The sequence below is a fragment of the Pseudomonas sp. 58 R 12 genome (genome assembly GCF_900005865.1).
Lineage (GTDB): Bacteria > Pseudomonadota > Gammaproteobacteria > Pseudomonadales > Pseudomonadaceae > Aquipseudomonas > Aquipseudomonas tritici.
Genome location: NZ_CVTP01000008.1, coordinates 407,331 through 433,370 on the forward strand (window position 1 = coordinate 407,331; position 26,040 = coordinate 433,370).

The following is a 26,040-nucleotide window of genomic DNA, read 5'->3' on the forward strand; positions in this document are numbered from 1 at the left end:
GCAGCAGACACGACTACTTCCTGCCCCTGACGCTGTAGAGAATACTACGAACAAATCGCTGTCTGGATGCCCACATTGGCTGTTATGTTTCGAACCTCACGAGCAAAGGGACGTGTCATGGAACCGCCAGCAACCAACGCTGCACTGCTGATCATCGATATGCAGCAAGGCATGAACCAGCCGAAGCTGGGGCGTCGCAATAACCTCGACGCCGAAGTGCAGATACAGCGTTTGTTGAGCGCGTGGCGGCAATCCAACCGTCCCGTCGTCCACATCCGGCACATTTCCCGCTCACCCGACTCGGTATTCTGGCCGGGCCAGCCGGGCTGTGAGTTCCAGCCCGCGCTGCAACCGCTGGCGCATGAGCATGTGGTGGAGAAGAACGTTCCGGATGCCTTCACGGCTACGGGGCTGGAGCGCTGGCTGCATGCACGCTCGATCCGGCAGTTGGTGATCGTCGGCGTGATCACCAACAATTCCGTCGAAGCCACGGCGCGCTCCGGCGGCAACCTGGGTTTTGCTGTGAGCGTGGTGGCGGATGCTTGTTATACGTTTGATCAGACTGATTTATCCGGACGGCTGTGGCCGGCGGAGGATGTGCATGCGTTGTCGCTGAGTAACCTGGCGATGGACTATGCCAAGGTTGTGGACGCCTCCGTAATCCTGGGCGGGCTATGAATAGGGATAACGCTACCGGCAAGCGAGTGGTGGTGATAGGCGCGGGTATCGTTGGCGCCTCGTTGGCTTATCATTTGGCGAGCAAAGGCGCCAATGTCACCCTCGTTGAAGCGCAAGACATTGCGTCGGGCGTGACGGCGACTTCATTCGCCTGGCTCAACACTTCACGCGCGGCACCTGACCCGATCGCCCTCCTGCGCGGCGCAGCCATCGGCGATTACCACCGTTTGGAAAAGGAACTGCCCGAGCTGAAGATCCAATGGACAGGTGCGCTGTGTTACGGCGCAGGCACCGATGAAGCGCTGCATAGTTCGAGTCATGCGTCCACGGCAACGCAGGTGACAGGTTCGCAGATACTCGAACTCGAGCCGCAGTTGAAAAATCCCCCTGCCCAGGCTTTGTTCAAAGCCGAGGAAGGCGCGTTGGACGCAGTACAAGCAACCCACGCGCTGGTGGCAGCAGCCAAGGACCGTGGCGCGACGGTGCTGACGCAGACTCGGGTAGTCGCCTTCAGAACCGTCAGCGACCAAGTGACCGGTGTTGAAACCCCATTGGGAACCTTGGACGCCGACGTGGTCGTGCTTGCCGCGGGAACCGGCATAAAGGCACTGACTGGCATGTTGGGCACACCCCTTCCGGTGGAAGCCTCGCCGTCTATTTTTATTCGCTATGTGGCGCAACCTGGCGCCGTACGTACCCTGATTGCCAACGCCGACATGGAGGTGCGGCAAACTGCCGATGGCACGCTATTGGCGGCGGAAGACTATCGGGACGACGCGGCGCAGAACCACCCGTCAGTGATCGCACGGCAAACGGCCAGAGTCATCGAAAACCAACTCAGCGGGCTCGGTTCGCTGGCGCCACAACTAGCCTGCGTGGGGCTTCGTCCTGTCCCATTGGATGGCATCCCGATCATCGGCTACCTGCCAAGCGTCGGCGGTGTCTACGTGTGTGCCATGCACCCCGGTGTGGTGCTGGCGGCCGTAGTGGGTCGGCTGGCCAGTGAGGAGATCATCGACGGCAGGCCTTGCACTGCACTTGATCCTTGCCGTCCCGAGCGTTTTTTTCACACCCAGTAGGCGCAGGTCTGGGGACTCACGCGTCCTGAAGCATTTCAAGCCGCGACTCCGGGCATAGCGTTTCTTGTGTTGAGCGCAACTCATCGGCAGACCACCAGTGGTGGTCTGCCATTACCTGAGCCTTATGTGCAGTCGATTCGGCTTTTACAGTGCCTCGTTTGGCGCTGAGCCATCCAATAATCGCGCAATCGCTTTACGCAGCGCTCCATGCTGGTCCTCGGCATAGGGCACCGCGTTTTTCCAGTCATAAAACCAAGCCGGCATCCTGCGCTTGTCATCCGGCTCCGTGGCGTAGCGCGGGAAAATATGGCAGTGCAGCTCAGGCTCCGAGTTACCCAGAATCTCGTAATTCATGCGCAATGCCCCGGTAGCTTTCAGCACTGCGTCGCCGAGGCGGGCCATGTCCAGCAGGTAGGTGGTGCGGGCCTCGATATCCAGCTCGTTCAGGCTGGCAACCACCGGATCAGGCAATAAAAGGCAGTAACCGGGTAGAAACTGCACGTCGCCCATCACCGCCCAGCCCGAGGCCATACGGCAGATGACCTTGTCGTTGGCGCCGTTGCGGGCCTGTGCTACGCGTTCCGTGATGAGCGGCATATCGAGTCCTTTATGAGGGTGAAAGCAGGCGGCATATTAACCGTGAAACGTAGCGCGATGACCGTCATGGGGTTCAGCCTGGAAACGCCACCTTCAGAGCGATGCAAGTCGAAGGTGGGAGCTTTGAGCGCGCAGAAGAAACCTGTAGTGAGCGGGCTTGCCCCGCGCTGGGCTGCGAAGCGGCCCCAAAAAAGCCGCCGAGTTTCTTCAAGTAAAGCGCGATGCCAGGACTTAGGGTCGCTTCGCGGCCCAGCGCGGGGCAAGCCCGCTCACTACAAGGAGATTTTTCAGCCTTTGAAAGTTGTGTAGGTACCCTTGGCCGTCACAGGTCAGACCGTCTGGCTTGTGCGACCATTACCGCCGGATAAAACCGTAAGCCCAGTTATGAACAGGATGCACCGCCCCATGCCCTCGCACTATTCAATCAAGATCACACCGGCATGCCTGCTACCCGATTTCCATAGCATCGCCGAACATCTGTGGGGAGCCGGCTGTAACATCGACTCTGACGGTGATTGCAGTACCCCCGAGGATCGACACTGGACAGAGTTGACGCTAATACTGCGCAGTTACCCAAACGAGCGGATTGATATTGACCCGGTCTCGACTGCCCCTCTGACGCTGGATATCCGCTCCTCAAACGCAGACCTCTGTCAGCGCGCCGCCGATTTCATCCTGTCTGTTTCTGGAGGCTTTGTGACTCACCTCGGTAGGGCAACGATCGCCAAGGCAAACCTTTTTCGAATAGCCTGCCTTCACACCGCCGCCAGCAATATCGACGTGTTTGACACGGCCGCGAAGGCGTTGGGTATCGAGCCTGGCGTGATCCACCATGAGGTGCGTGCAGATCTGCTGGCTGACGCGGAACTCGCGGGTCGCCTGACCGAGGACATTGCCGAGTCAACTGCACTCGCACTGATTGCCCTCGCCCGGCATGCTGATGCTGTGGTGCTCACCTGCTCGACCTTGGGTCCATCCATTGACAGAACCGCACCCGATATTCAGGTGCCGATTTTGAGAGCAGATGAAGCCTTGGCCGGTACGGCGCTTCGCCACGGCGGCAAGATCGTCGTGCTTTGCGCTATCGAGACAACCCTCGAACCCACCACGCGGCTATTTCACAAGGCCGCTCAGCAATCAAACGCAGTGGTTGATGTACAGCTGGTTCCGGGTGCATGGCTTCTATTCAAGGCGGGGGACATTGACGCTTACCTCAAGACCGTCGCCAACGCCGCCGAACGCGCCTACGAAGCTGGTGCGTCGGTGGTTGCGTTGGCCCAGGCGTCCATGAGCGCAGCGGCCGACATTGTCAGGTCCGGCCCGCAGCCTCTCACCAGTGCAACAGCCGGGCTGACAGCAGCCGTGCAAGCCATCGCGTCTAGCGAGGCTGCGCGACCATTGCTCGCCACGCCTGAACGCTAGCCCGCTCATTCACCTTGGCGTGCCAAGCGAGCAACGCTTCACATTCGGCCGGCACTGGCAGGTCAACCAGCGCGGCAAAGATCATGCCGCCCAGTACGGCAATGTCCGCCATGGAAAACTCATCGCCCGCGACATAGGGCTGGGATTTGAGAATGCCATCGAAGTAGCGCATCCCTCGTACAGCCTTGTCGCGCATGCGCAGGCCCCACTCTGCATTTTGATAAAGTTCAACCTCCGGCCCAAGCCCTGGCGTCGCATGATGGAAGTACACGCTGACCGCATCCATCAGCTCGATTTCTGCGCGTTTGGTCATCATGTGGATCAGGCCTTGCTCGACCGGCGTCCTGCCGGACAATGTCGGCGTGCCATCCAGTACATCCAGGTACTGAGTAATTGCAGTGCATTCAGCGATGAGCGTGCCATCGTCAAGCTGCAACACCGGTAACGTCCCGGAGTAGTTGAGGGCAAGAAACGCGGGCTGCTTGTGTTCCCCTTTCCAAAGGTTGACCGACACGAACTCTACCCTGGGCAGCAGGCCTTTCTCGGCTAATGCAATTCGCACGCGCGCCGGATAGGGACCGTTGTACCAGTCATAAATTTTCATCATTGGAGGGTGGGACACAGCGGAATGTTGCTGTTGCGTGGTCATGAGTCAGTCGCCTACCTGTCAAGTGGTAGGTAAAGATTGAACGCCACAATTCGAGCTGTCAATAGCTACCTGCCAGTTGGCAGGTAAAAATGTTTAAGCGTAGAATGCGTCCACTCCCCCTACAGCCCGAGGACCTAAACGTGAGCGAAAACGCCCGAGAAGCCATCCTGGAAGCTGCCAAAATCGCCGCCCAGCATTTCGGCTACAGCGGCATCAATTTCCGCAGCATCGGCGAAACGGTGGGGATCAAGAACGCAAGTATCTATTACCACTTCCCCAGTAAGGCCGACCTCGGCGCAGCCGTTGCCAAGCGTTACTGGCAAGACACTGCCAGCGCCCTTGAGGCCATTCGAGCGGAAAACCCCGATCCGCTGCAATGCATGCGGATCTACCCGAGCATCTTTCGAAAATCGCTCGAAGACGGCAACCGGTTGTGCTTGTCCAGCTTCATGGCGGCCGAGTACCAGGACTTGCCCGAAGACGTGAAGAAAGAGGTGCTCGCGTTTGCCGATACCAACGTGGCGTGGCTCGCAGCAGTTCTCACGGACATCGGCAACGGCAGTGCCGCTGACAACGAGCGGCGCGCCCGCGCCATCTACACCGCCATCGCGGGCGCGCAGTTGATTGCTCGTACGCGCATCGATATCGGCCTGTACGACGAACTCGTCCAGAGCTATCAGGACGCAGGGCTTATTCCGGCATGATGGGCTGGGGGCTCACCTGCGACAGGTAGGCCACCAGTTTCTCCAGATGCTCTGACGCAACGATCGCACCAATGTACCCATCAGGGCGTACCAGCAGCCAATCACCGATCGCCAAGTCGTAGGCACGCTGGAAATGCCCTTGGTCGTCGATCACGTCGCCCTCTGATCCGAATACATGGACATGCACACCGGGCCGCGCCTGTACCAGCCCACGTCTTACGCCATAGCCCAGCAACGTCCACTGCACGCCCCGAAAAAGATCGAACAGCCGCAAGGGCTGGCCAGCCGCGCCACGTATCGGCGCATCCGGCGCCCGGTCGCCCGCTGAAACGCCGCAGCGTTCGGGGTGTTCCAACGCCAGCGAGGACTGCGGGTAGCCGATATCCAACTGGTGCACTTCCCTGCCCCGGCGCAGGTCACCATTCTTCATCTCTGCGAGCAATTGGGTCGACAGCCCAAGTACGGATGCAGCAATCGGTCGGCGCTCCTCCTCGTAGGTGTCGAGCAACCCTTCAGCCGCGCCCTGCACCACCGCCGCCAGCTTCCAGCCGAGGTTGTAGGCGTCCTGCACACTGGTATTGAGGCCCTGGCCACCGGTAGGCGGATGGATGTGGGCGGCGTCACCCACCAGCAACACGCGACCTGCGCGGTATCGGTCGGCCAAGCGCGCATTCATGGTGTAGGCCGATGCCCAGGACACGGAATGCACGTGGATATCGTCGCGCCCGGTGCGTTCGGCAATGATGGCCGTAAGCCCTTCGGCGCTGAAGTCGATGTCGACATCGACGGGGATCGGCCCCTGGATCTGGAACAGGTCGGTGCCGGCCAATGGGCATATGGCAATCTGGCGCTGCTGATCACCGTCGCCAAAGCGGTGCCATGCATCACGCGTAAGGCCGGTCAGCACCACATCCGCTACCAGGGCGCGTACGCCAAGGGTCTTGCCGGGGAAGCCAATCTCCAGCGCATGCCGCACAAAGCTGCGACCGCCATCCGCCCCCACCAGCCAACGCGCACGAACGCTGTCGCCGCCCGACTTGCTCACAAGCTGTGCGGTAACGCCCTCGGCATCCTGCTCAAACCCGACCAACTCACACCCAAACTCAGGCTGGTGGCCCAACTCCAGCAAGCGCTCGCGCATCACACGCTCGGTCAAAAACTGCGGCACCATCAACGGCTGTTGATAGGGCTCGGCCGGTGTCGGGGCTTTATGCGCCACTAAATCAGCTTCGCTGTAGCTGCCATCGTCGCGGTAGCGCCGGTCAGTCGGATAGACTCCCCCCACGGCCACCAGGCGATTGAGAATCCCCAGGTCTTCGAAGACTTCCAGGGACCTTGGCTGGATACCCTTACCGCGCGAGCCATGGAACGCTTGGCTGCTTTTTTCGATCAGGCGGAAGGTGATGCCCCTTCTTGCCAGGTCAATCGCCAGGGTCAGGCCGGCGGCACCGGCACCGCAAATCAGTACATCGACAGCGAATTGCGCTTTCATATGGAACACCTATATGTGCAATACGCACATATTAAGAGAGGCCAACACCGTGTCAATTAAAAACGTGCAAAACGCACATATATCCGCCCAACTGCGCGACCTGCATGGTTCACTCGTGGAAATCATGGGCGTGATGAACCGCCCGCAACGCGACGAAGCCATGGTGCGCGAGGCCGGGATTTCCCTGGACCGCGCACTGTTTCCGCTGCTGGTGCTGGTGGAGCGGCTGGGCCCGATTGGCGTGGTCGAACTGGCCGACCGCGTAGGCCGTGACTACACCACCGTGAGCCGGCAGGTGGCGAAACTGGAAAGCCTCGGCCTGATCCTGCGCCAAGAGAGCACGCTTGATCGACGCGTGCGCGAGTCGGTGATCACTGAGAAAGGCAAGGTCATGACCGACCGCGTGGACGAAGCGCGCGAGAAGATCGGCGTGTCGATCTTCTCCACGTGGGACGAAGGCGACTTCGACAACTTGGTGCGGCTGATGCGCAAGTTTGCCGAGGACATCAAGGATGATTCGGTGCGTGCAACGAAGGATATCTCCTGAGGCCACACATTGCTTTGATCGGGTTCAGTCAAGGAATGCTGTCTTCAAAACAGAGCAGGACGATGTGGGAGTTGTCGAGCCCTGGCGAGGCTGCGATGCAGACGCTGCGGTTCAGCAGGTACACCGAGGTGACCCCATCGCAGCCTCGCGGGAGCTCGACAGCTCCCACCGTTGCTCAACCTACCCCCACCTCCACCACCCCACCGTTGAGCCGCACCGGCCACACGCGCAGGCGCTGGTTTGGCTCTTCCAGGCATTGCCCATCCTGCAGGCGGTAATGCTGCTTGTAGATCGGCGCGGCCACCACCAAGTCGCCCTTGATACTGCCGATCAAACCACGACCGATCACATTCGCGCCCGATTCCGGGTCGTGGTTGTCAATGGCATACAGCGTCTGGTCTTGCGCACCCGGCAGGTAGAACAACGCCACTTGCGCGCCGTCCAGCCACACCACCACGCCGGAGTTGGTCACCAGGTCTTGTTCGTTGCACACAGTTTTCCAGATGGACTGGCTCATCAGGCAATCTCCTCAATGACGGGAATCAGGTTGAGTTCAGCGGCCATAATCGGCCGGCGCTGGCCGCGTTCCTGAACAAAGTGAATGTCCGGGTCCGGGCGTTTGTCGTTGACGAAGGTGCGGAAGCGCTTGAGTTTCTCCGGGTCCGCGAGCGCGTTGGCCCACTCGCATTCGTAGTGGTCGACCACCAGTTGCATCTGCGCTTCGAGCTCAGCGCCCAGGCCCAGGCTGTCTTCAAGGATCACATCCTTGAGGAAATCCAGGCCGCCTTCAAGGCTTTCGCGCCATACCGAGGTGCGCTGCAATTTGTCGGCGGTGCGGATGTAGAACATCAGGAAACGGTCGATGTAGCGGATCAGCGTGGCATCGTCCAAGTCAGTGGCGAACAGCTCTGCATGGCGTGGACGCATACCACCGTTGCCCGCGATGTAGAGGTTCCAGCCCTTCTCGGTGGCGATCACGCCGACGTCCTTGCTCTGTGCTTCGGCGCATTCTCGCGTGCAGCCGGATACCGCGAACTTAAGCTTGTGAGGCGAGCGCAGGCCTTTGTAGCGATCCTCGATCAGCAGCGCCATTTTCACGCTGTCCTGCACGCCGTAGCGGCACCAGGTGCTGCCCACGCAGGACTTCACCGTACGCGTGGACTTGCCATAGGCATGCCCGGTTTCAAAGCCGGCGGCAATCAGTTCACCCCAAATGTCCGGCAGTTCGTGCAGCTGCGCGCCAAACAGGTCGATGCGCTGGCCGCCGGTGATCTTGGTGTAGAGGTCGTATTTCTTCGCCACTTCGCCGATCACAATGAGTTTTTCTGCAGTGATCTCACCCCCCGGGATACGTGGTACCACCGAGTAGGTGCCGTTCTTCTGCATGTTGGCCATGAATGTATCGTTGGTGTCCTGCAACGGCACCAGGGACGCGTCCATGATTGGCTGGTTCCAGCACGACGCCAGGATCGAGCCGACTGCCGGCTTGCACACATCGCAACCGGTGTGGCCACGGCCGTGTTTGGCGAGCAGTTCGTCAAACGTGATGATGCCTTCCACACGCACCAAGGCGTACAGCTCCTGGCGGGTGTAGGCGAAGTGTTCGCACAGGCTTTTGTCGACGCTGACGCCACGGGCGATCAGCTCATGCTCGAACACCTGCTTGAGCAACCCGGCGCAGCCACCGCAACCGGTGCAGGCCTTGGTCTGGGCTTTGAGCAGGCCGAGGTCGCTGCAGCCGCCGTCGATGGCTGAGCAGATCGACCCTTTGGTCACGTTATGGCAGGAGCACACGGTCGCCGACTCTGGCAACGCACCGGGGCCCAGGGTGGGTGCACCGCTGGACGATGGCAGGATCAGGCTGGCCGGCTCGGACGGCAACGTGATGCTGTTCTGCATGTATTGCAGCAAGGTGTCGTAGTAGCTGTTATCGCCCACCAGTACAGCACCAATCACATGCTTGCCCGAAGCATCCACCACCAGGCGCCGGTAACTGGCGCTGGCTTCGTCGATAAACTGGTAGCTGCGTGCGCCGGGCGTGTGGGCATGGGCATCGCCGATGGAACCCACGTCCACACCGAGCAACTTGAGTTTGGTCGACATGTCGGCGCCCACAAACGGCTCGGCGGTTTGCTCGCAGAGCAGCGCAGCAACGCCTCGGGCCATCTGATAGCCCGGCGCGACGAGGCCGAACAGACTGCCGTTCCAGGACGCGCACTCGCCAATCGCGTAGATATTCGGGTCGATGCTCAGGCATTCATCGTTGATCACCACACCGCCGCGCGGGCCGATTTCCAGGCCGGCCTGGCGCGCCAGCGCGTCCTGGGCGCGGATACCAGCGGAGAACACGATCAGGTCGGTTTCCAGGAATTCGTCGTTGGCAAAGTTCATGCGGTAGCGATACTCCGCGCCCGCGCTGATCGACTGGGTAGCACGGGACAGGTGCACACCGACGCCCAGCCGCTCGATCTGCGCCTTGAGCGCGAGGCCGCCAAAATCGTCGAGTTGCACTGGCATCAAGCGCGGCGCGAACTCCACTACGTGCGCTTCAAGCCCCAGGCTTTTCAGCGCGTTGGCGGCTTCCAGACCGAGCAGGCCGCCGCCCACTACCACGCCGCGCCGCGCATTGGCGGCCGCCTTGCGAATCGCATCCAGGTCCTCAAGCGTGCGATACACCAGCCGCGAATCGCCTTCAGCGCCTTCGATGGGCGGCACAAATGGATAGGAACCGGTGGCCAACACCAGCTTGTCATAGGCCACGCAGCCGTCGGCGGTGATCACCTCGCAGCGGGCGCGGTCGATCTCCAATACAGGCACGCCCAGGTGCAAGGTCACGCCCGGGGTCTGGTACAGCGAGGCTTCGGACAGTGCCAGCGACTCGGCATCGCGGCCGGTGAAATATTCGGACAGATGCACCCGGTCATAGGCGCGCATCGGCTCCTCGCTGAACACATGCAAACGGTAGTGATCCAGCGCGCCGCGTTCGATCAGTTGCGCCACACAATGGTGACCGACCATGCCATTGCCGACGACGATCAGGGTTTTGAGACTGTTCATATAAATCACCCGACAAAGCTCATCACGGTTTAAAAAAGCAAAAAAAAACGCCTGAAACCTTGCGGTTCCAGGCGTCTTTGCCTGTTCTTATGCGGGTTCGGATCGGGCGACTGCGCCGGATTTACCGCTATTGCCCAAGGGTGTCGATCGTCGTTGACCGAGGTGGGTTGAGGGGGGAGCTTGCAGGGTCTGTGCCAAATAGTCGGACAGCCTAATGCACTGGCCCCTGGCATCAGCTAACTGCGCCGAACACCTCGCTCAGCGCCTCTCACTGGTGCGCCACGCTTCATAAATGTGCACTCCGACCGCTTTTGTAGTGAGCGGGCTTGCCCCGCGCTGGGTGGTAAAGCCGCCCCCAGTAGAGACACCGCCGATATCCAGCTAGAACTAGGTCGCCTGGTTTGGGGCGGCTGCGCCACCCAGCGCGGGGCAAGCCCGCTCACTACAGCCAGATGAAAAACCTGGCGCGTGACTTGCTAGGAACACTTCAACCAGGCAATCAACGCTGATTGCCCTCTCACGACAAAGGCGCCGTGTAATCCCCGTTTTCAACGGAGGGTTACAAGGCGCCTTTTTTGTTTACGGGGTTACGGATGGCAAACCAAAACGTGCGCAGCGTGTGCCCTTATTGTGGCGTGGGCTGCGGCATCGTCATGCAGGTCGAGCACAACAAAGTGGTCAAGGTGATCGGCGACAAGGCCCACCCCACCAACTTCGGCCGCCTGTGCACCAAGGGCACCACCTGCGGCCAAGCCATCGCCGACTCCGGCCGCATGGAAAATGCCTACGTGCGCCAGGCACGCGATCACGACCCGGTGCGCATTGCCATGGATAAGGCCATCAGCGAAACCGCTGCCCGCTTGCGCCACACCCTCGATACCCACGGACCGGATGCGCTGGCCTTCTACGTGTCGGGCCAGATGTCGCTGGAATCCCAATACCTGATCAACAAATTGGCCAAGGGCTTCGTGCGTACCCCCAACATCGAATCCAACTCGCGCCTGTGCATGGCCAGCGCGGGCAGCGGCTACAAACTGTCGCTTGGCTCCGACGGGCCACCGGGTTCCTATGAGGACTTCGACCGTGCCGAGCTGTTCTTCGTGATCGGCGCGAACATGGCCGACTGCCACCCGATTCTGTTCCTGCGCATGATGGACCGGGTCAAGGCCGGCGCGAAGCTGATCGTGGTCGACCCCCGACGCAGTGCCACGGCGGACAAGGCCCACCTGTTCCTGCCGATAGCGCCCGGCACCGACCTCGCCTTGCTCAATGGCCTGTTGCACCTGCTGGTCAAGAACGGCCACACCGACCCAGCCTTTATCGCGGCCTTCACCGAGGGCTGGGAGGCGATGCCCGCGTTTCTGGAGGATTACTCGCCAGACCGGGTCGCAGCCATAACCGGCCTTGCCGAAGCCGATATCCGCCAAGCCGCCGACTGGATCGGCCAGGCTGCCGAGTGGATGAGTTGCTGGACCATGGGCCTCAACCAGAGCACCCACGGCACCTGGAACACCAATGCCCTGTGCAATCTGCACCTGGCCACGGGTGCCATCTGCCGCCCGGGCAGCGGACCGTTTTCCCTGACCGGGCAACCCAACGCCATGGGCGGGCGCGAAATGGGCTACATGGGCCCCGGCCTGCCAGGGCAACGCTCGGTGCTGGTCGAGGCCGACCGCGCCTTTATCGAGGACCTGTGGCAAATCCCCCACGACAGCCTGCCACGCCAGGCCGGCGGCGGCACCGTGGCGATGTTCGAGCAGATGGCGGATGGGCAGATCAAAGCCTGCTGGATTATCTGCACCAACCCGGTGGCCAGCGTGCCTAACCGGCAAACCGTCATCAAAGGCCTGCAAACCGCCGAGCTGGTGATCACCCAGGACGCTTTCCTCGACACCGAGACCAACCGCTACGCCGACATCCTTTTGCCTGGCGCGCTGTGGGCCGAGGCCGAAGGGGTGATGATCAACTCCGAGCGCAACCTGACCCTGATGCAAAAAGCCGTCGCCCCCCCCGGCGAGGCCCTGCCCGACTGGCAGATCATCGCCAGGGTCGCGTGTGAGATGGGCTTCGCCGAGGCCTTCACCTATGCTTCCGCCGCCGACGTCTTTGAAGAGATCAAACGCGCCTGGAACCCCAAGACCGGCTATGACATTCGTGGCGCGAGCTACCCGCGCCTGCGTGACAAGCCGCTGCAATGGCCCTGCGCATCAGACGATGCGGCAGACCGTAACCCGATCCGCTACGTGAAGGACGGCACCCTCACTTTCGCCACTGAAAACGGCAAAGCCCAGTTCCTCGCCCGTCCCCATATGCCGCCAGCGGAAATGCCGGATGAGGCGTTTCCCTTCGTGCTGAACACCGGCCGCGTGCAGCACCAATGGCACACGCTGACCAAGACCGGCAAGGTCGCCACGTTGAACAAACTCAACCCCGGGCCCTTCGTGGAACTACACCCCGAAGACGCCGCCCGCCTGGGTATCAAGGACAAGGACCGGGTTGAAATACGCTCACAACGTGGCCGCGCCGTACTGCCTGCCGTGGTCACCGACCGTGTGCGGCCGGGCAACTGCTTTGCGCCGTTTCATTGGAACGATGTGTTTGGTGAAAACTTGGCGATCAACGCCGTGACCCATGACGCCGTGGACCCGATTTCGCTTCAGCCGGCGTTCAAGTTCTGCGCCGTCGCCCTGGCCCGGGTCGAACTGATCGATCACCAGTTTCTGGACCTCCACGCTCCCGAACCAGAGGACAGCACCTTGTCGCGCCTTAACGCCTTCGCCGACATCGTCGGCATCCGTCATCTATCGCCGCCGCCATTGAGCGACAGTGAGCGCACCTATCTCGCCGGTTTCCTCAGTGGCCTGCAATCCGCCGCGCGCCAGGCTGGCGGTGTACCGACGATGCCGGCGAATGCGCCATTGGCAAGGGAATCCAGGCTGTGGCTGGACGGCCTGCTTGGCGGTTTGTTCAGTCGTGCAGACGCCATCGCAGCGCCCTCCCCGGCAGTCACCCTGCTGTGGGCGTCGCAAACCGGCAACGCCGAAGCCTTGGCCGAGCGTTTTGCCAAACGCCTGCGGGACGCTGGAATCACGGTGGAACTGAGCGCGATGGCGGACTTCCCCGCGAGCAAACTGGCGAGCACTCACACCCTCGCGCTGATCAGCAGCACCTTTGGCGACGGCGACCCACCGGACAACGGCGAAGGTTTCTGGCACAGCCTCAGCACCGCTGAAATGCGCCTGGAATCCCTGCGCTTTGCGGTGCTGGCCCTGGGCGACCCCAATTACGACCAGTTCTGCAACCACGGCAAGCGACTCGACCAGCGCTTGCTGGAATTGGGCGCCACCCGCCTGCTGGAGCGTGTCGACTGCGACACCGAATTCGAGGAGCGCGCCGATGCCTGGCTGGTGCGGTTCCAACACACCCTCAATCCGGCAAAGCCCGTAGCGCCGGCCACGCCAGCCGGTAAAACCAAGCTGTATGGGTCACGGCTGCTGCTCAACCGGCACCTGAACCCCCACAGTGCCCACAAGGAAACCCGCCAGTTTGCCTTGGACCTGGCTGACTCCGGGCTCACCTATGAAGCCGGTGATGCCCTCGGGGTACGGCCGCGCAACTGCCCTGAACTGGTCAGCGAACTGCTCGACCTCACCCGCCTGAGTGCGAGCACTTGGGTGAACATCGACACCTTCGGTGATGTGCCGCTGCAACAGGCGCTCACCCAGCACTTCGAAATCGCCCGGCCGAGCAGCGACACCTTGGCCTTCATCGCCGAGCGCAGCGCCAACCCAGGCCTCAAACACTTGCTCAACCCCGAGCACAAGGCCGAACTGAATGACTGGCTGTGGGGCCGGCAACTGGCGGACGTGCTGCAGGCATACCCGATCGATTGCTCCGCGGACGAACTGCTGGGCACCCTCAAGCGCCTGCAGCCACGCTTGTATTCGATTGCCTCGAGTGCCAAGGCTTACCCGCAGGAAGTGCACCTCACGGTGGCCGCCGTGCGCTATGGCAAGCGCAAAGGCGTGTCCTCGACCTTCCTCGCCGACCGCGCGGGCGACGCTGAAGTGCCGTTGTTCGTGCAGCCGTCCAAACACTTCCGCACACCCAGCGATGGCGACGTGCCGATGATCATGATCGGGCCAGGCACCGGCGTCGCGCCGTTCCGCGCGTTTTTGCAGGAACGCCGCGCCTTGGGGCATCAGGGCCGTAATTGGCTGTTTTTTGGCGAACAGCACGCGGCCAGCGATTTCTACTACCAGGACGAACTGCAAGGCATGCAACGCGACGGCTTGCTCACTCACTTGAGCCTGGCGTTCTCCCGCGACCAGCCGCAGAAGGTCTACGTGCAGGACCGCATCCGCGAACAGGGCGCCGAGCTCTGGCGATGGCTGCAGGACGGCGCCAAGCTGTACATCTGCGGCGACGCCAGCCATATGGCCAAAGACGTCGACCAGGCGCTGCGTCAGGTCGCGCAAACCCACGGAGGACTTGGCGTGGAAGCCGCCGTGGATTACTGGCGGCAGTTGAGTGAACAGAAGCGTTATCTGCGTGATGTGTATTGATTGGATACAGAACAATAAGCAATTTGTATTGTGTACAAAAAACCCTAAAGTTTTATCGCAGCCGGGCCGAAACATCAGTGATAGCAAATCGCCGCGCTTCTTTGATGGAGACGACGATTTGGCCGCCCTCTACGCTGATGGTCGTCTCGATGAAAATAAAAAATAAGCTGGTACTGGCATTCGTCTCTGTTGCGTTTATACCGGTAAGCCTGGTGGCTGTGATCTCGGTCATGAACACGCGGACCCAGGCGGTGGATCAGTTTATCGATGGCAGCACCCGGGAGATCCGTCAGATTGATGGCAATATCCGCCAGTTCTTCGACGGCACCCTGCAGAACGTCGATCAAATGGCCACCGATCCTGTATACACATCAGTTAACACGCTGAAAAACTACCAGCCCGCCGACGCGGCCAGCCAGCCCATGCCGGCCGAGGCGCAAGCCGTCATCGACCGATTCGCGCGCTTTGGCGCCACGCACCCAGCGGCGGCGATCCTGTCCATCGGCCTGGAAGATGGCACCTATGCCAAATGGCCGGATGACCCGCAACTGTCCAAGTACGACCCGCGCACGCGCCCCTGGTACAAAGCGGCCATGGCCAGCCCCGGCAAGACCGTCCGTACGCCCGCCTACTATTACGACAAAGACGATGTGGCATTGGTCGGCACCGCGCGGGCGCTGTTGGATAACGGCAAAGCCAAGGGCGTGTTTGTAGTCAGCGTCTCATTGAAAAACCTCACCGAGCTGGTCAAGAGCATCAAGCTGGGTGAAAGCGGCTACGTGATGCTGATCGAAGACGGCGTGGTGCTGGTTGACCCGCGCGACGCCGCCCACAGTTTCAAACCGCTCAAAGACCTGGGCGCCGCCTATGCGCAACTCGCCAACACACCGCAAGGCTCCACCGAAGTGGTCATCGACGGCGTGCGCTACATGGCCAACGTGTGGACCTCCCCCAGCCTTGGCTGGCGCTACATCGGGTTGATCGAGCAGCGTGAAGTCATGGCTGAAGCCACGCGCATGACCTACCTCACCGCGATCATCGTCGGCGTGCTGGTACTAATCTTCGGATTGATTGCCGCAGCGTTTTCCAAGGTCATCGTCAAGCCCATCGGCCAGGTCAGCACGGGCTTGCAGTCCATCGCCGAGGGTGAAGGTGACTTGCGCCACGAACTGCAGGTGCAGGGCAAGGATGAAACCGCCGAACTGGCCGGTTGGTTCAACAAGTTTCTCGCGGCGATTCGCCAACTGATCCAGCATATCGGCGCCGCTTCCGCCAATCTGCAGAACGCCTCCAAGGTCAACAGCGAAGTCGCGCACAACATGAACGAAGCTGCGGGCCGGCAACGTGAGGCGGTTGAATTGGTGTCCACCGCGTTCAACGAAATGGTCGCCACCGCCAACGAAGTCGCGCGCTCATGCAGCGGCGCAGCGGAGTCCGCCGAAAATGGGCACCGTCGCGTGGCCGAGGGCAAGCAGCAGATCGAGGTCACGACCGATAACGTCAACCGCTTGGGCCGCCGTCTCACCGAATCGTCCCAGGCCATGGTTGAACTGGAGGCCGGCAGCCGCAGCATCAACCAGATCCTCGGTACCATTCGCGCAATTGCTGAACAGACCAACCTCTTGGCGCTGAACGCTGCCATCGAAGCCGCCCGCGCCGGTGATCAAGGCCGAGGTTTTGCCGTGGTGGCCGATGAAGTGCGCGCACTGGCCAAGCGCACTTCAGACTCCACCGGCGAAATCGAGCAACTGCTCGGCACCCTGGAAAACAAGACCCAGGAGGTCACGCAAAAGATGGGCAGTTGCCTGGACCTGTCGCGGGCCAGCGTGTCGTCCATCGAAAGCGCGCGGGACAGCTTCGAAGGCATTCAACTGTCAGTGAACGAAATCCGCGACCAGAACCTGCAGATCTCCGCCGCCGCCGAGGAACAACACAGCGTGGCCGAAGAGATCAACCGGCATATCCAGCAGATCTACGACGAGGCCCGACTGGTAGAAAGCCTGGCCAACTCGGCGCAGGACGATTCGGGGCGGTTGTCCAACCTTTCGGATGAGTTGAATGGGTTGGTGGGACGGTTCAAGTCGTAGGATCCGTGGGCCTCGGTTGTACCTGCGAACGCAGCTTTCAGCGGTGACCAAGATAACCGGTGGGAGCTGCTGTTTTAGTTGGATTTCGGTCTTGGCTACGGGCTTGATTTCAGCGGCGATAAAGCTCAAATGTGGGAGCTGTCGAGCCCTGGCGAGGCTGCGAAGGCGGCGGCACTGCCAGCATTTTCATCACCTGACCCACCGCTTTCGCAGCCTCGCTAAAGCTCGACAGCTCCCACAGGAGATCTGCTGTGATGGTTGGATTTCGCCTATACCGGCAAGCACCCGTAGCACTACGCTTGCTGTGAAACCATCCAGCTCAGAAAGGCCTGGAGTCGGGCTGAGAATTTTTCGCCGGCGGCACTCGGGTTTCGGGCTTCAAACAGGAAGAACGCCACCTGAATCATCATTGTCGGATGCCCCTGGACGAACAGCGCAACGTGCTCTTCGAGTGTCTGCGGCCACGTAGCCGCATCCCGCGAACGGAATACATGGGTCGCCCTGATCAGCTTGCGTGACGCCTCACGCTGCCAGCGAAGCCGTTCCAGCTCGGAGTCGGCGCCTGCGATGCGCGTGAGGTAGGCGGTCAATGCCGCTTCGAAGTCACCGTTCATGGCCAAGGCAATGTCCACCGAAGGCCGAAACCGCTCAATGTGCAGCGCAAGGTCCTCACCCCACACGCATCGGCAATGGTGCTTGAGCCAGAAGCCCCAGCTGTTCCGGTTTTCCGCCGCCACTACTTCCCCACGGCTGCCAATATCGAAATCCACCTTGGTGACTTGAGAATGCCGCCGCTCCAGGTCGCACCGGATCACTTCCAACCCCGCCAGAACCTGTGAAGTCGGCGACTCGCGCAGCACCAGCGTGAGATCAAGATCGGAAACACCCGGGATGGCATCACCGCGCGCCACACTGCCATAGAGGTAGATACCCTCCACTCCCAGCGCTTCCTGCGACAGAGCGGTGCAGGCCTCCTCCAGCAATGGCTGAAACTCACTCTGCACGGACGTTTCGGGGACAGTAAGGATGAAACCTTCCGCGTCGACCCCTTTAAAATGCGCTGCACTCACGAGCGATGCACCTCAATCACCAACCCCTCCTCCTCACTTGGCACACAGAAGTGGCGTGTGATCAGGTCAAACTCGGCATCCGTCGCCGCAAAATCGTGCTCACCGTGCGCATTACGCGCATGCAGTCGGGCGCGGCAGGTGTCGTCGTCCAGTTCCAGATAGTGCAAGCAGTGTGGCACCCCGGCGGCCTGCGCCAGTCCCAGCAGCCACTGGCGGTTAGCCAAGGTGTTGGCCGGAAAATCCAGCACCACGTTGACGCCCGACTCCAGCAAACCTACCACCAGCGGCCCCAACACCCCGCGGATGCGTTGGGCGCAGCGCAGGTAATCCGCCACCGACAAAATTTCACCGGGGTACAACTGAGCGAGCCACTGATCCTCGCTTAACCGCATCGCCGCGTGTTCAGCGCTGAGGGTGCTGGCGAGCGTTGACTTGCCCGACGCTATCTTGCCGCATAGCAGATGCAGGGTTGGCATGAGTAAAGGTTTCCTTTTTTAAACTGAACGTCGCTTGAAATGCTCATAAAACGCCCAAGCTGCCACATTCTTGTCCTTGGACTCCAACATGATGTCGAAGCGATCGAAAAACTGCAGCGCATAGTCGTTGGTCCAGCGGTTCCACATTTGTGCGCTGTGCGCATACAGGTCGCGCTTGGAAACCACCTTCAACAGCGCGTCCATTTCCAGCTTGTGCTCGGCGTCGAAACCGAGCTCCTGCAAGACTTCCTGGGGCTGGGAGTAATGCAGGGTAGGCCGCACGCCACGCCAGCTTTCAATCACGCGGGTGACCCTCTCTGAGTGGGGGTCGATGTACTCGTTTTCATTGATCCAGCAATGGTGGATATCCAGCACCACCGGCGCCAGGTCGGCGACTTGCAGGCAATGATCGAGGCCGTAGGTTTTTTCGTCGTTCTCGAAGGTGATGCAGTTGCGCGCCACTTCCGACAGCCGCGCCCACACCGCACGGGTGCCTTCCACGCCCAGGCGACCGGCGATATGCACGTTGCACTTGAGGTCCTGGAAGCGCCGGCCGTAGCCCATCATGCGGATCATGTCGGCGTGGTATTCAAATTCGGCCAGGCTGTTTTCCACCACGCCGGGGTTTTCCGAACCGAGTACACAGTACTGGCCTGGGTGGAACGACAAGCGGATATCCGAAGCACGCGCCAGTTCGCCGATGGTGGCGAAGCCTTCCACGCATTGACGCTCGATGGCCGGATCCTTGTAAACCGCAGCGACCTTCGGGTGGCTGTAGAACGGCAGCAGATCGCTGCTCAAGCGCAGCATGCGCAAGGTCGGCGGCAGTTCGGCGACATAGGCCAGCAAGCGCAATTGGGCGGCCAGGTTGTGGGTCACCACTTCAACCAGCTTGTCGCGGGCCACGTTAGGCGCTACCCCGTCCATCCAGCGCAGGGTGGTGGTACGCGGGTTGAACGGGCCTTCGATCAGCTTGAGGGCGCTGGCCGACAGCAGGCGTTCGGGATGCTTGTACTGGCATGCGAAGCCGATGCGAGGATGGGGCATGGAAAGGCCTGATGGTAAGCAAGTGTGGGGATTATAGGTGCTTAGGTGGGTAACCCTGCCAGGGGTTCAGTCAGGAAATTAAGTTGAATCCTGGTTTTTGACCGGGGTCATTTATAAAGACGACCACACACTGGAGGTGCTTATGAACCTTGCAATGACCCTCTTCAGCCTGTTTGCCGGCTGGATCGCGATTGTGATTTCGATGATGTGGGGCGTGTTGCGGGTACTGCGCTGGCACCATGCTTAGCACGCCGGACAAACACTACTTCATAGTCAATGGCCAACTGTGGCGCTGCACTGACCCGACGTTGGACGAAGACACCCGTCAGCGCCTGGTGCACGAGCTGATGGACGCTCGCCGTGCGGTCAAAGCGGCCAAGGCGCACGACGACCCGCAAGCGCTGAAGCTGGCCCGTCAGCACGTGCAGCGCGCCAAAGTCGCACTGGGCGAACGCGGTCCGGTGTGGTGGAGCGACGGCAGTCCGGACTTCAATCGCCATCAGGTCGTCAACACACCCTATGCCGAGTGGTACGAAAAACATCTCGACACCAATCCCCAGTGAACTTTCTGATAAACGAAAAGCTCCTCTCCTATGCGAAGTCACCGCGCCCTGACTCCAGGAGCGCTGAACGATAAGGAGCCGCTACCCCCATGACTACCCTCCCCACCTACTACGCGACAAGACCTGGCCCGCTGCACTCAATAATGCTCGCCGGCAGCGTGCCGCTGTTTCTGGGTGCACTGCTCAGCGATATTGCCTACGGCCAGACCTACCAGATTCAGTGGGCCAACTTCGCGTCCTGGCTGATTGCCGGTGCGCTGGTGTTCAGTGGATTTGCGCTGTTGTTTTCGCTGGTCAATCTATTGCGCGCCGAGCGTAAATCCGGGCGACCCGCAGTGTATTTCCTGGTGTTGTTAGCCGCCTGGGTATTGGGCCTGGTCAATGCCTTTCAGCATGCCAAGGATGCATACGCCATGATGCCCACGGGCTTGGTGCTGTCGGCGATTGTCACGCTGCTGGCATTCGTCGCAACGTGGATCGGCCTGACTAACCTGCGCTCGGGAGCTGCCCAATGAAAACGTCCAGCACGCTGACCCTATTAAGCGCTGCGCTGTTGCTGACCGCATGCGGTGGCGAAGGCGACAAGACCCAGGCCCGCGGCCCGGACCCCAAGTTGCCGGAACAGCAAAGCAGCCTGCTACCCAGCATGAAGATTGCCGAGCCCGTGCCGTGGGGCGAGCAGAAACCCAAGGTGCCGGACGGCTACAGCATCTCCGCTATCGCCACTGACCTGGCCATTCCACGCCAGACCCTGGTGCTGCCCAACGGCGACATCCTGGTCGCCGAAGGCCGTGGCGGCAGCGCGGCCAAGCTCAAGCCCAAGGATGTGATCGCCAGCCTGATCAAGGCCGAAGGCAACACCAAGGTCAAGGGCGGCAACCGCCTGACCCTGCTGCGCGACGCCGACGGTGACGGCACCTACGAACTCAAAACCGTGTTCGCCGATAACCTGAACGCGCCCTACGGCTTGGCCTTCGCCGACGGCAAGCTGTATGTGGCCAACCAGGATGCGCTGGTGCGCTTCGACTACACCGACGGCCAGACCAAAGCCAGCGGCGCGCCCATCAAAGTCACCGACCTGCCGGCGCAGATCAACCACCACTGGACCAAATCCCTGGCCGTGAGTGCTGACGGTCGCCAGCTCTACGTGGGTATCGGCTCCAACAGCAACGTTACCGAACGCGGCATGGAAGTGGAGATCGACCGCGCGATGGTCTGGCAGATCGATGCCGCAACCGGCGCGCACAAACCTTACGCGACAGGCCTGCGCAACCCGACGGCGCTGACTATTCAGCCGGACACCGGCCAACTGTGGACGGTGGTTAACGAACGCGACGAACTCGGCCCGGACCTGGTCCCGGACTACCTCACCTCAGTGCGTGAAGGCGCGTTCTACGGCTGGCCCTACAGCTACTGGGGCCAGAACGTCGACCCACGCGCACAGCCACAGAACCCGGCCAAAGTGGCCGCCGCGATCAAGCCGGATTACAGCCTCGGCTCCCATGTGGCGGCACTGGGCGTGGACTTTTCCATCGCGCAAATGGGTGAGAAGTTTGCCGACGGCGTATTTGTTGGCGAACACGGCAGTTGGAACCGTGACAACCCGGTGGGCTACAAGGTGATCTTCGTGCCCTTCAGCAACGGCAAGCCCTCTGGCGAACCCATCGACTTTGCCACCGGTTTCCGCGGTGACGACGGCAAAACCCGCGGCCGGCCGGTGGGTGTGACGGTGGACCCGAAAGGCGCGCTGATCATTGCCGATGATTTGGCCAATACCGTGTGGCGAGTAAAACGCAACCCCTAGCCGTGCACGACAGGGGCGGACAGCGCCCCTGTCATCCTTAATCCTGCAACTGCGCCTCGAGCCAGGCGAGCAGCGCCGCCACTCCATCCCGCCTCCCAGCCGCTTGATGCCGATAAACCGAAATAGCGTCGGGCAAGTGCACGCTCTCGGCGCACGGCCTCACCAGCGCGCCACTTTCAATCAAGCGGCTCGCGGTGCGACGCCAGCCCATGGCAATCCCGTACCCCTCAACAGCGGCCTGCAACATCAGTGGGTAGCTGTCGAACGTGGCACTTCGCGCGTCCCCGGCCAGCCTATGGCCAAACACCTGCAGCCACTCCTCCCACTCCATCAGATGCGGCGGCGGTGCGCTGTGGTGCAAGAACGTATGACGCTGCAATGCATTTAGTGACAGCGGTTGCTCTACGGCCAGGTAGAGCGGACTGCACACCGGAAAGACTTCGTCCGAGGCTGTAAATATCAGCGGATGAGCCCCGCTGGCGCGCCGCGTGCTTTGCAGCGCAACGTCAAAGGGGTCGTTGAATTCAGTCAAGGGTCGAGTGGTGGTCACGACCTGGATTTCGATATGCGGGTATTGCTGGTGAAACGTCGATAAGCGCGGCATCAGCCAATAAAACGCTTCACACAACTGGCAGAGCAGCACCACACGGTTGCTGTGGTGCACCGCGCGCAGGCGGGCGGCGCCATCACCGATGCTGCGCAGCGCCTCGCTGATCACCCGCCCCAGCTCGCGCCCCTCCGGCGTGAGGAACACGGCACGATTGCGGCGCTGAAACAGCTTGATCCCAAGATTATCCTCGAGCCCGCGGATCTGTCGGCTGATCGCGGCCTGGGTGAGGTGCAGCTCATCGGCTGCCTTGGAAAAACTCTCCAGGCGTGCCGCCGCTTCGAAGGGCAGCAAGCTGGCGAGGGGCGGTAGGGTTTTGCCGAGCGTATTCATAATCTTTGGTTATGTATCCAGGGCCGAGAACTCGTTTGTAGCACGGCCGCGCGGCTGGGCACCATGGGCATCCATTACTTGATGGATAACCGGATGAATCCTGCACCCGCGTCAATACTTGTCGGACTGTTCCTTGCTGTGATTGCAACCCTCGGCTGGGCGCTGAACTTCATCACCCCCTACGTGACCGGCGCCTACAGCCTCTACGACCTGATGCTCGTGCGATTCCTGTTCGTCGGCGGGCTGGGCGTCGGTTGGATACTCCTGAGTCGCGCTCATTTGCACCTGATCACGCCTGGCCAGCGATTGCTGGCAGGCGGGCTGGGCGCGTTGGGTTGCCTGGGTTATGGCGTGTGCATCGCCGCCGGCGTGCACTTTGCCGGGCCGGTGCTCACGCCGGCGGTCGTCGGGACGGTGCCGGTGCTGCTCGCGTTGCTGGGCAATGCGCGGCACAAGACCGTCGAATGGCGTCGACTGATCACCCCCTTGTCGTGCCTGATGACAGGGCTGGCACTGTCGAACGTCGGCAGCCTTCATCAACCGTCGTTGAGTGCCGGTTCGTGGTTGTCGGGGTTGTTTTGGTCGCTGGGTGCCGTGGCCTTATGGCTACTGTTCAGCGTGCTCAACCAACAGCACCTGATGCAGTTACCGGCTCAGGCGACCGGGCTTTGGACCGCGCTGATGCTGGCCGGGGCCGGCATCGCTGCGCTGTGCCTGTGGCCGTTCATGCAGGCCCTGGGGTTGCTGAGGCTGCCAGTCCTCGGCGCTGGGCTTGAACAGGCGGCGCCGTTGTATGCCTGGGGCTTGGTGATTGCCGTGATGTCCACCGTGGTCGGCGCCTGGGCCTGGAACGCCGCAACACGTCGCTTACCCATGGTCCTGAGCGGCCAGTTGATCGCCCTTGAATCACTGTTCGCCACCCTGCTCGGCCTGGCGTTCGCAGGCCGGGGCCCGACGCTCATGGAAGCGGCAGGCCTGGCGGCGGTGCTGATCGGCGTGGTGATGGCGGTGCGCATCATCCTGATAGCCAAGCGAGACACCGCCTTGCCCGTGCCAATTACAGGTCAGTGATTTCCTTGTGACGCGGCACCAGTGTCTTCATCACGCTCCAGGCCACCAGGTAGGCCAGTGCGCAAATGGCGAACATGATCATGTAGCCGGTGTGGATGTCGTTGATGGACTTGTAGTAATCGAACACCCAGCCGCCGATCTTGGTCATCACCACGCCGCCCAGGCCGCCGGCCATGCCGCCGATGCCGACCACCGAGGCTACGGTCTTCTGCGGGAACATATCGGACACGGTGGTGAAGATGTTGCACGACCACGCCTGGTGCGCCGACGCGCCCACGCCGATCAGTAATACCGGGACCCAGAAGCTGATGTAACCCAACGGCTGCGCCAGCAGTACCACGAGCGGGAACAGCGCAATCACCAGCATGGCTTTCATGCGGCCGTCATACGGCGCATCGCCGCGCGCCATGAAGTAGCTGGGGAACCAGCCGCCGCCGATACTGCCAACCATGGTCATGCTGTACAGCACCGCCAGCGGCAGCACGATGTCGGGGCCTTTCATACCGTATTGCGCCGACAGGTAGGTGGGCAGCCAGAACAGGAAGAACCACCACACGCCGTCAGTCATGAACTTGCCGAAAGCAAAGGCCCAGGTCTGGCGGTAAGTGAGCAACTTGAACCACGAGACTTTTTTCGCCACTGCGCCAGCGGGTTCAGGCGTGAAGGGCTGCACGGTCTGGTCGCTGCGGATGTAGGCCAGCTCTTCGGGCGACAGACGCTTTTGCTCGTCCGGCTTCTTATAGAGTGCGATCCACACCGCCACCCACACGAAACCCAACCCACCGATCACAATAAACGCCGCTTCCCAGCCCCATAAACCGGCAATCAACGGCACGCAGATAGGCGCCAGGATGGCACCGACGTTGGCCCCGGAATTGAAGATACCGGTGGCCAGCGAGCGTTCTTTCTTGGGGAAGTATTCGGCAGTCGCCTTGATCGCAATTGGGAAGTTGCCCGCCTCGCCAATCGCCAACACTGCACGGGACAGCATGAACCCTGCAATCGACACAGGAATCACTGCCAGCCCAATCGCGCCGCTGATCGCTGCGATGCCCTCGCCCATCGGCACCGAGAACGCATGCATGATGGCACCCGTGGACCAGATGCCAATCGCCACCACGTAGGCTGCCTTGGTGCCGATCTTGTCGACAAAGCGCCCGGCGAACAGCATGGAGATCGCGTAGACAAACTGGAAAACTGCAGCAATGTTGGCGTAGTCGGTGTTGCTCCAGCCAAATTGCGTCGACAACTGCGGCGCCAAGAGACTGAGCACCTGGCGGTCGAGGTAGTTGACGGTGGTCGCGAAGAACAGCATCGCGCAGATGGTCCAGCGATAGTTGCCTACAGCTTGGCCAACGCGATGGGCGTTGATGGGCTCGTTCAAGTTCATGGCATCACTTTTTATTTTTGTTAGGTAGGACATATGTAACGTCATATGTCGTCGTACAACTGCGACTTTTATATCGGGACACCTACACGGTGTCAATCTGAAAGATTGCCCTTTATCGAGGTATTGCGCGGCTATGTGAAAGGTCAGGCAAAAGCAGTTGTAGGATGACAAATGCGAAACACCCGGCTTGGCGACTTGCCCGGCACATCGTCAAGAACGCCGAAAGGCTGCATACCGATCTTTTCCAGCACGCGGATCGACGCTGCGTGGTCCGGTCGTACCAGGCCGAACACTTCGGGCACGCCCAGGGTTTCAAATGCCAGCGCCAGCGCATCGCGGCCAAGTTCGGTCGCGTAGCCCTGCCCCCAGGCTTCCACTGCAAACCGGTAACCCAGGTTGATGCGCTGTTCGGCCAAGTAGTGGAGTGGCGCGATCCCACCGAAGCCGATGATGTGTTCCGGCGCCTCATTTCGCGCAATCGCCCACCAGCCATACCCCTGAGCGGCCCACTGCCCCAGCCAACGATCCAGCAGGCGTTGCGCCTCGCCGAGGGTGACCATGGGGCCGGCTGGATTAAACAGGTTGGTCTGCGGGTCGCCGAAGATCGCGAACAATCGCTGCACGTCTGCGGGCTGTGGTGGACGGTAGATGAGGCGGGAAAAAGTCGCGGGCATTCAGATCGCTCCGTTGTGAATCGACGAAGTTCAATGCATCTGCAAAAAAAAGCAAATAACGGTGAATTATTTCATGTCCGCTTGTATCTGAACTGACAGAGCGGTGCCATCGCTGCGATGGCACCTCC

22 protein-coding genes and 1 pseudogene are annotated in these 26,040 nt (G+C 61.0%); 12 read left to right on the top strand and 11 right to left on the bottom strand.

Features of this window, described 5'->3' with window-relative positions:
• Window positions 1-117 precede the first annotated feature (117 nt).
• Together BFP95_RS05425 and BFP95_RS05430 are read left to right on the top strand one after the other, a co-directional pair.
• Entirely contained in the window at window positions 118-678 is a 561-nt protein-coding gene (locus tag BFP95_RS05425; RefSeq protein WP_065872908.1) for a cysteine hydrolase family protein, read from the top strand.
• Window positions 675-1,757, top strand: coding sequence for an NAD(P)/FAD-dependent oxidoreductase (locus tag BFP95_RS05430; RefSeq protein WP_065880620.1), 1,083 nt, complete (start codon window positions 675-677; stop codon window positions 1,755-1,757). The genes BFP95_RS05425 and BFP95_RS05430 overlap by 4 nt, the downstream gene beginning before the upstream one ends.
• A 144-nt stretch (window positions 1,758-1,901) precedes the next feature.
• On the opposite strand, the gene BFP95_RS05435 is transcribed toward BFP95_RS05430, so the two are convergent.
• A complete protein-coding gene (locus BFP95_RS05435) occupies window positions 1,902-2,354 on the bottom strand; it encodes an HIT family protein (protein WP_065880621.1) in 453 nt (150 codons plus the stop codon).
• 405 nt (window positions 2,355-2,759) lie between these two features.
• Here BFP95_RS05435 and BFP95_RS05440 point away from each other — a divergent pair, with 405 nt between their 5' ends.
• Window positions 2,760-3,776 carry an aspartate/glutamate racemase family protein gene (locus BFP95_RS05440; RefSeq protein ID WP_225930633.1) on the top strand — a complete coding sequence of 339 codons (1,017 nt, stop codon included), beginning with the start codon at window positions 2,760-2,762 and terminating at the stop codon, window positions 3,774-3,776.
• On the opposite strand, the gene BFP95_RS05445 is transcribed toward BFP95_RS05440, so the two are convergent.
• Complete coding sequence (locus BFP95_RS05445; RefSeq protein WP_065890903.1) at window positions 3,733-4,425, bottom strand: glutathione S-transferase; 693 nt, start codon at window positions 4,423-4,425, stop codon at window positions 3,733-3,735. The genes BFP95_RS05440 and BFP95_RS05445 overlap by 44 nt on opposite strands.
• A gap of 140 nt (window positions 4,426-4,565) precedes the next feature.
• Here BFP95_RS05445 and BFP95_RS05450 point away from each other — a divergent pair, with 140 nt between their 5' ends.
• Window positions 4,566-5,129 (top strand): TetR/AcrR family transcriptional regulator, encoded by a 564-nt coding sequence (locus tag BFP95_RS05450; protein WP_065880623.1) that lies wholly within the window; start codon window positions 4,566-4,568, stop codon window positions 5,127-5,129.
• On the opposite strand, the gene BFP95_RS05455 is transcribed toward BFP95_RS05450, so the two are convergent.
• Window positions 5,116-6,621: an FAD-dependent oxidoreductase gene (locus BFP95_RS05455; RefSeq protein WP_065909486.1), complete on the bottom strand. Its 1,506-nt coding sequence runs from the start codon at window positions 6,619-6,621 to the stop codon at window positions 5,116-5,118. The genes BFP95_RS05450 and BFP95_RS05455 overlap by 14 nt on opposite strands.
• 49 nt (window positions 6,622-6,670) lie before the next feature.
• Between BFP95_RS05455 and BFP95_RS05460 the strand changes: the two genes are divergently transcribed.
• On the top strand, window positions 6,671-7,168 hold the full coding sequence (locus tag BFP95_RS05460) for a MarR family winged helix-turn-helix transcriptional regulator (protein WP_225930634.1): 498 nt from the start codon (window positions 6,671-6,673) through the stop codon (window positions 7,166-7,168).
• A 175-nt stretch (window positions 7,169-7,343) separates the two neighbouring features.
• On the opposite strand, the gene nirD is transcribed toward BFP95_RS05460, so the two are convergent.
• Window positions 7,344-7,685, bottom strand: a complete 342-nt coding sequence (nirD, locus tag BFP95_RS05465; RefSeq protein ID WP_065890901.1) for a nitrite reductase small subunit NirD — start codon at window positions 7,683-7,685, stop codon at window positions 7,344-7,346.
• Entirely contained in the window at window positions 7,685-10,225 is a 2,541-nt protein-coding gene (gene nirB, locus BFP95_RS05470) for a nitrite reductase large subunit NirB (protein WP_065909488.1), read from the bottom strand. The genes nirD and nirB overlap by 1 nt, the downstream gene beginning before the upstream one ends.
• A gap of 593 nt (window positions 10,226-10,818) precedes the next feature.
• On the opposite strand from nirB, the gene BFP95_RS05475 reads away from it, so the two are divergent.
• The 3 genes and pseudogenes from BFP95_RS05475 (at window position 10,819) to BFP95_RS30255 (ending at window position 16,877) form a co-directional block, all read left to right on the top strand.
• On the top strand, window positions 10,819-14,790 hold the full coding sequence (locus BFP95_RS05475) for a bifunctional nitrate reductase/sulfite reductase flavoprotein subunit alpha (RefSeq protein WP_065909490.1): 3,972 nt from the start codon (window positions 10,819-10,821) through the stop codon (window positions 14,788-14,790).
• A 230-nt stretch (window positions 14,791-15,020) separates the two neighbouring features.
• Window positions 15,021-16,022, top strand: a pseudogene (locus tag BFP95_RS30250) (cache domain-containing protein); the annotation flags it as partial.
• A gap of 87 nt (window positions 16,023-16,109) precedes the next feature.
• Window positions 16,110-16,877, top strand: a complete 768-nt coding sequence (locus tag BFP95_RS30255) for a methyl-accepting chemotaxis protein (protein WP_371905347.1) — start codon at window positions 16,110-16,112, stop codon at window positions 16,875-16,877.
• Between the two features lie 293 nt (window positions 16,878-17,170).
• Here the strand turns inward: BFP95_RS30255 and BFP95_RS05485 are convergent, their stop codons facing one another.
• From BFP95_RS05485 to BFP95_RS05495, 3 genes are read right to left on the bottom strand one after another with little or no spacing between them, the layout of a single operon-like run.
• Window positions 17,171-17,947, bottom strand: a complete 777-nt coding sequence (locus BFP95_RS05485; protein ID WP_065909491.1) for a nucleotidyltransferase domain-containing protein — start codon at window positions 17,945-17,947, stop codon at window positions 17,171-17,173.
• On the bottom strand, window positions 17,944-18,423 hold the full coding sequence (locus BFP95_RS05490) for an AAA family ATPase (protein ID WP_065872900.1): 480 nt from the start codon (window positions 18,421-18,423) through the stop codon (window positions 17,944-17,946). Before BFP95_RS05490 ends, BFP95_RS05485 begins: the two co-directional genes overlap by 4 nt.
• Before the next feature lie 18 nt (window positions 18,424-18,441).
• On the bottom strand, window positions 18,442-19,470 hold the full coding sequence (locus BFP95_RS05495) for a UV damage endonuclease UvsE (protein WP_065872899.1): 1,029 nt from the start codon (window positions 19,468-19,470) through the stop codon (window positions 18,442-18,444).
• 239 nt (window positions 19,471-19,709) lie between these two features.
• On the opposite strand from BFP95_RS05495, the gene BFP95_RS05500 reads away from it, so the two are divergent.
• From BFP95_RS05500 to BFP95_RS05510, 3 genes are all read left to right on the top strand, one after another.
• Window positions 19,710-20,033, top strand: a complete 324-nt coding sequence (locus tag BFP95_RS05500) for a hypothetical protein (protein ID WP_065872898.1) — start codon at window positions 19,710-19,712, stop codon at window positions 20,031-20,033.
• 89 nt (window positions 20,034-20,122) lie between these two features.
• On the top strand, window positions 20,123-20,548 hold the full coding sequence (locus tag BFP95_RS05505; RefSeq protein WP_065909493.1) for a DUF2231 domain-containing protein: 426 nt from the start codon (window positions 20,123-20,125) through the stop codon (window positions 20,546-20,548).
• Complete coding sequence (locus tag BFP95_RS05510; protein WP_065909495.1) at window positions 20,545-21,837, top strand: PQQ-dependent sugar dehydrogenase; 1,293 nt, start codon at window positions 20,545-20,547, stop codon at window positions 21,835-21,837. The genes BFP95_RS05505 and BFP95_RS05510 overlap by 4 nt, the downstream gene beginning before the upstream one ends.
• Window positions 21,838-21,874: 37 nt before the next feature.
• On the opposite strand, the gene BFP95_RS05515 is transcribed toward BFP95_RS05510, so the two are convergent.
• Window positions 21,875-22,777, bottom strand: a complete 903-nt coding sequence (locus tag BFP95_RS05515) for a LysR substrate-binding domain-containing protein (RefSeq protein WP_065909497.1) — start codon at window positions 22,775-22,777, stop codon at window positions 21,875-21,877.
• A gap of 93 nt (window positions 22,778-22,870) precedes the next feature.
• On the opposite strand from BFP95_RS05515, the gene BFP95_RS05520 reads away from it, so the two are divergent.
• Window positions 22,871-23,848, top strand: coding sequence for a DMT family transporter (locus tag BFP95_RS05520; protein ID WP_065909499.1), 978 nt, complete (start codon window positions 22,871-22,873; stop codon window positions 23,846-23,848).
• Here the strand turns inward: BFP95_RS05520 and BFP95_RS05525 are convergent.
• Both BFP95_RS05525 and BFP95_RS05530 read right to left on the bottom strand, forming a co-directional pair.
• Entirely contained in the window at window positions 23,835-25,238 is a 1,404-nt protein-coding gene (locus tag BFP95_RS05525) for an MFS transporter (protein ID WP_065872893.1), read from the bottom strand. The genes BFP95_RS05520 and BFP95_RS05525 overlap by 14 nt on opposite strands.
• 143 nt (window positions 25,239-25,381) lie before the next feature.
• On the bottom strand, window positions 25,382-25,912 hold the full coding sequence (locus BFP95_RS05530) for a GNAT family N-acetyltransferase (RefSeq protein ID WP_065909501.1): 531 nt from the start codon (window positions 25,910-25,912) through the stop codon (window positions 25,382-25,384).
• Window positions 25,913-26,040 lie beyond the last annotated feature (128 nt).

What these genes read in the sequence shown, in the direction of transcription:
- BFP95_RS05520 (WP_065909499.1), top strand. Translation starts at nt 22,871, where the DNA reads ATGAATCCTGCACCCGCGTCAATACTTGTCGGACTGTTCCTTGCTGTG.
- BFP95_RS05515 (WP_065909497.1), bottom strand. Translation starts at nt 22,777, where the DNA reads ATGAATACGCTCGGCAAAACCCTACCGCCCCTCGCCAGCTTGCTGCCC.
- BFP95_RS05455 (WP_065909486.1), bottom strand. Translation starts at nt 6,621, where the DNA reads ATGAAAGCGCAATTCGCTGTCGATGTACTGATTTGCGGTGCCGGTGCC.
- BFP95_RS05430 (WP_065880620.1), top strand. Translation starts at nt 675, where the DNA reads ATGAATAGGGATAACGCTACCGGCAAGCGAGTGGTGGTGATAGGCGCG.
- BFP95_RS05495 (WP_065872899.1), bottom strand. Translation starts at nt 19,470, where the DNA reads ATGCCCCATCCTCGCATCGGCTTCGCATGCCAGTACAAGCATCCCGAA.
- nirD (WP_065890901.1), bottom strand. Translation starts at nt 7,685, where the DNA reads ATGAGCCAGTCCATCTGGAAAACTGTGTGCAACGAACAAGACCTGGTG.
- BFP95_RS05425 (WP_065872908.1), top strand. Translation starts at nt 118, where the DNA reads ATGGAACCGCCAGCAACCAACGCTGCACTGCTGATCATCGATATGCAG.
- BFP95_RS05445 (WP_065890903.1), bottom strand. Translation starts at nt 4,425, where the DNA reads ATGACCACGCAACAGCAACATTCCGCTGTGTCCCACCCTCCAATGATG.
- BFP95_RS05510 (WP_065909495.1), top strand. Translation starts at nt 20,545, where the DNA reads ATGAAAACGTCCAGCACGCTGACCCTATTAAGCGCTGCGCTGTTGCTG.
- BFP95_RS05505 (WP_065909493.1), top strand. Translation starts at nt 20,123, where the DNA reads ATGACTACCCTCCCCACCTACTACGCGACAAGACCTGGCCCGCTGCAC.
- BFP95_RS05475 (WP_065909490.1), top strand. Translation starts at nt 10,819, where the DNA reads ATGGCAAACCAAAACGTGCGCAGCGTGTGCCCTTATTGTGGCGTGGGC.
- nirB (WP_065909488.1), bottom strand. Translation starts at nt 10,225, where the DNA reads ATGAACAGTCTCAAAACCCTGATCGTCGTCGGCAATGGCATGGTCGGT.
- BFP95_RS05435 (WP_065880621.1), bottom strand. Translation starts at nt 2,354, where the DNA reads ATGCCGCTCATCACGGAACGCGTAGCACAGGCCCGCAACGGCGCCAAC.
- BFP95_RS30255 (WP_371905347.1), top strand. Translation starts at nt 16,110, where the DNA reads ATGAACGAAGCTGCGGGCCGGCAACGTGAGGCGGTTGAATTGGTGTCC.
- BFP95_RS05525 (WP_065872893.1), bottom strand. Translation starts at nt 25,238, where the DNA reads ATGAACTTGAACGAGCCCATCAACGCCCATCGCGTTGGCCAAGCTGTA.
- BFP95_RS05490 (WP_065872900.1), bottom strand. Translation starts at nt 18,423, where the DNA reads ATGCCAACCCTGCATCTGCTATGCGGCAAGATAGCGTCGGGCAAGTCA.
- BFP95_RS05530 (WP_065909501.1), bottom strand. Translation starts at nt 25,912, where the DNA reads ATGCCCGCGACTTTTTCCCGCCTCATCTACCGTCCACCACAGCCCGCA.
- BFP95_RS05500 (WP_065872898.1), top strand. Translation starts at nt 19,710, where the DNA reads ATGCTTAGCACGCCGGACAAACACTACTTCATAGTCAATGGCCAACTG.
- BFP95_RS05440 (WP_225930633.1), top strand. Translation starts at nt 2,760, where the DNA reads ATGCCCTCGCACTATTCAATCAAGATCACACCGGCATGCCTGCTACCC.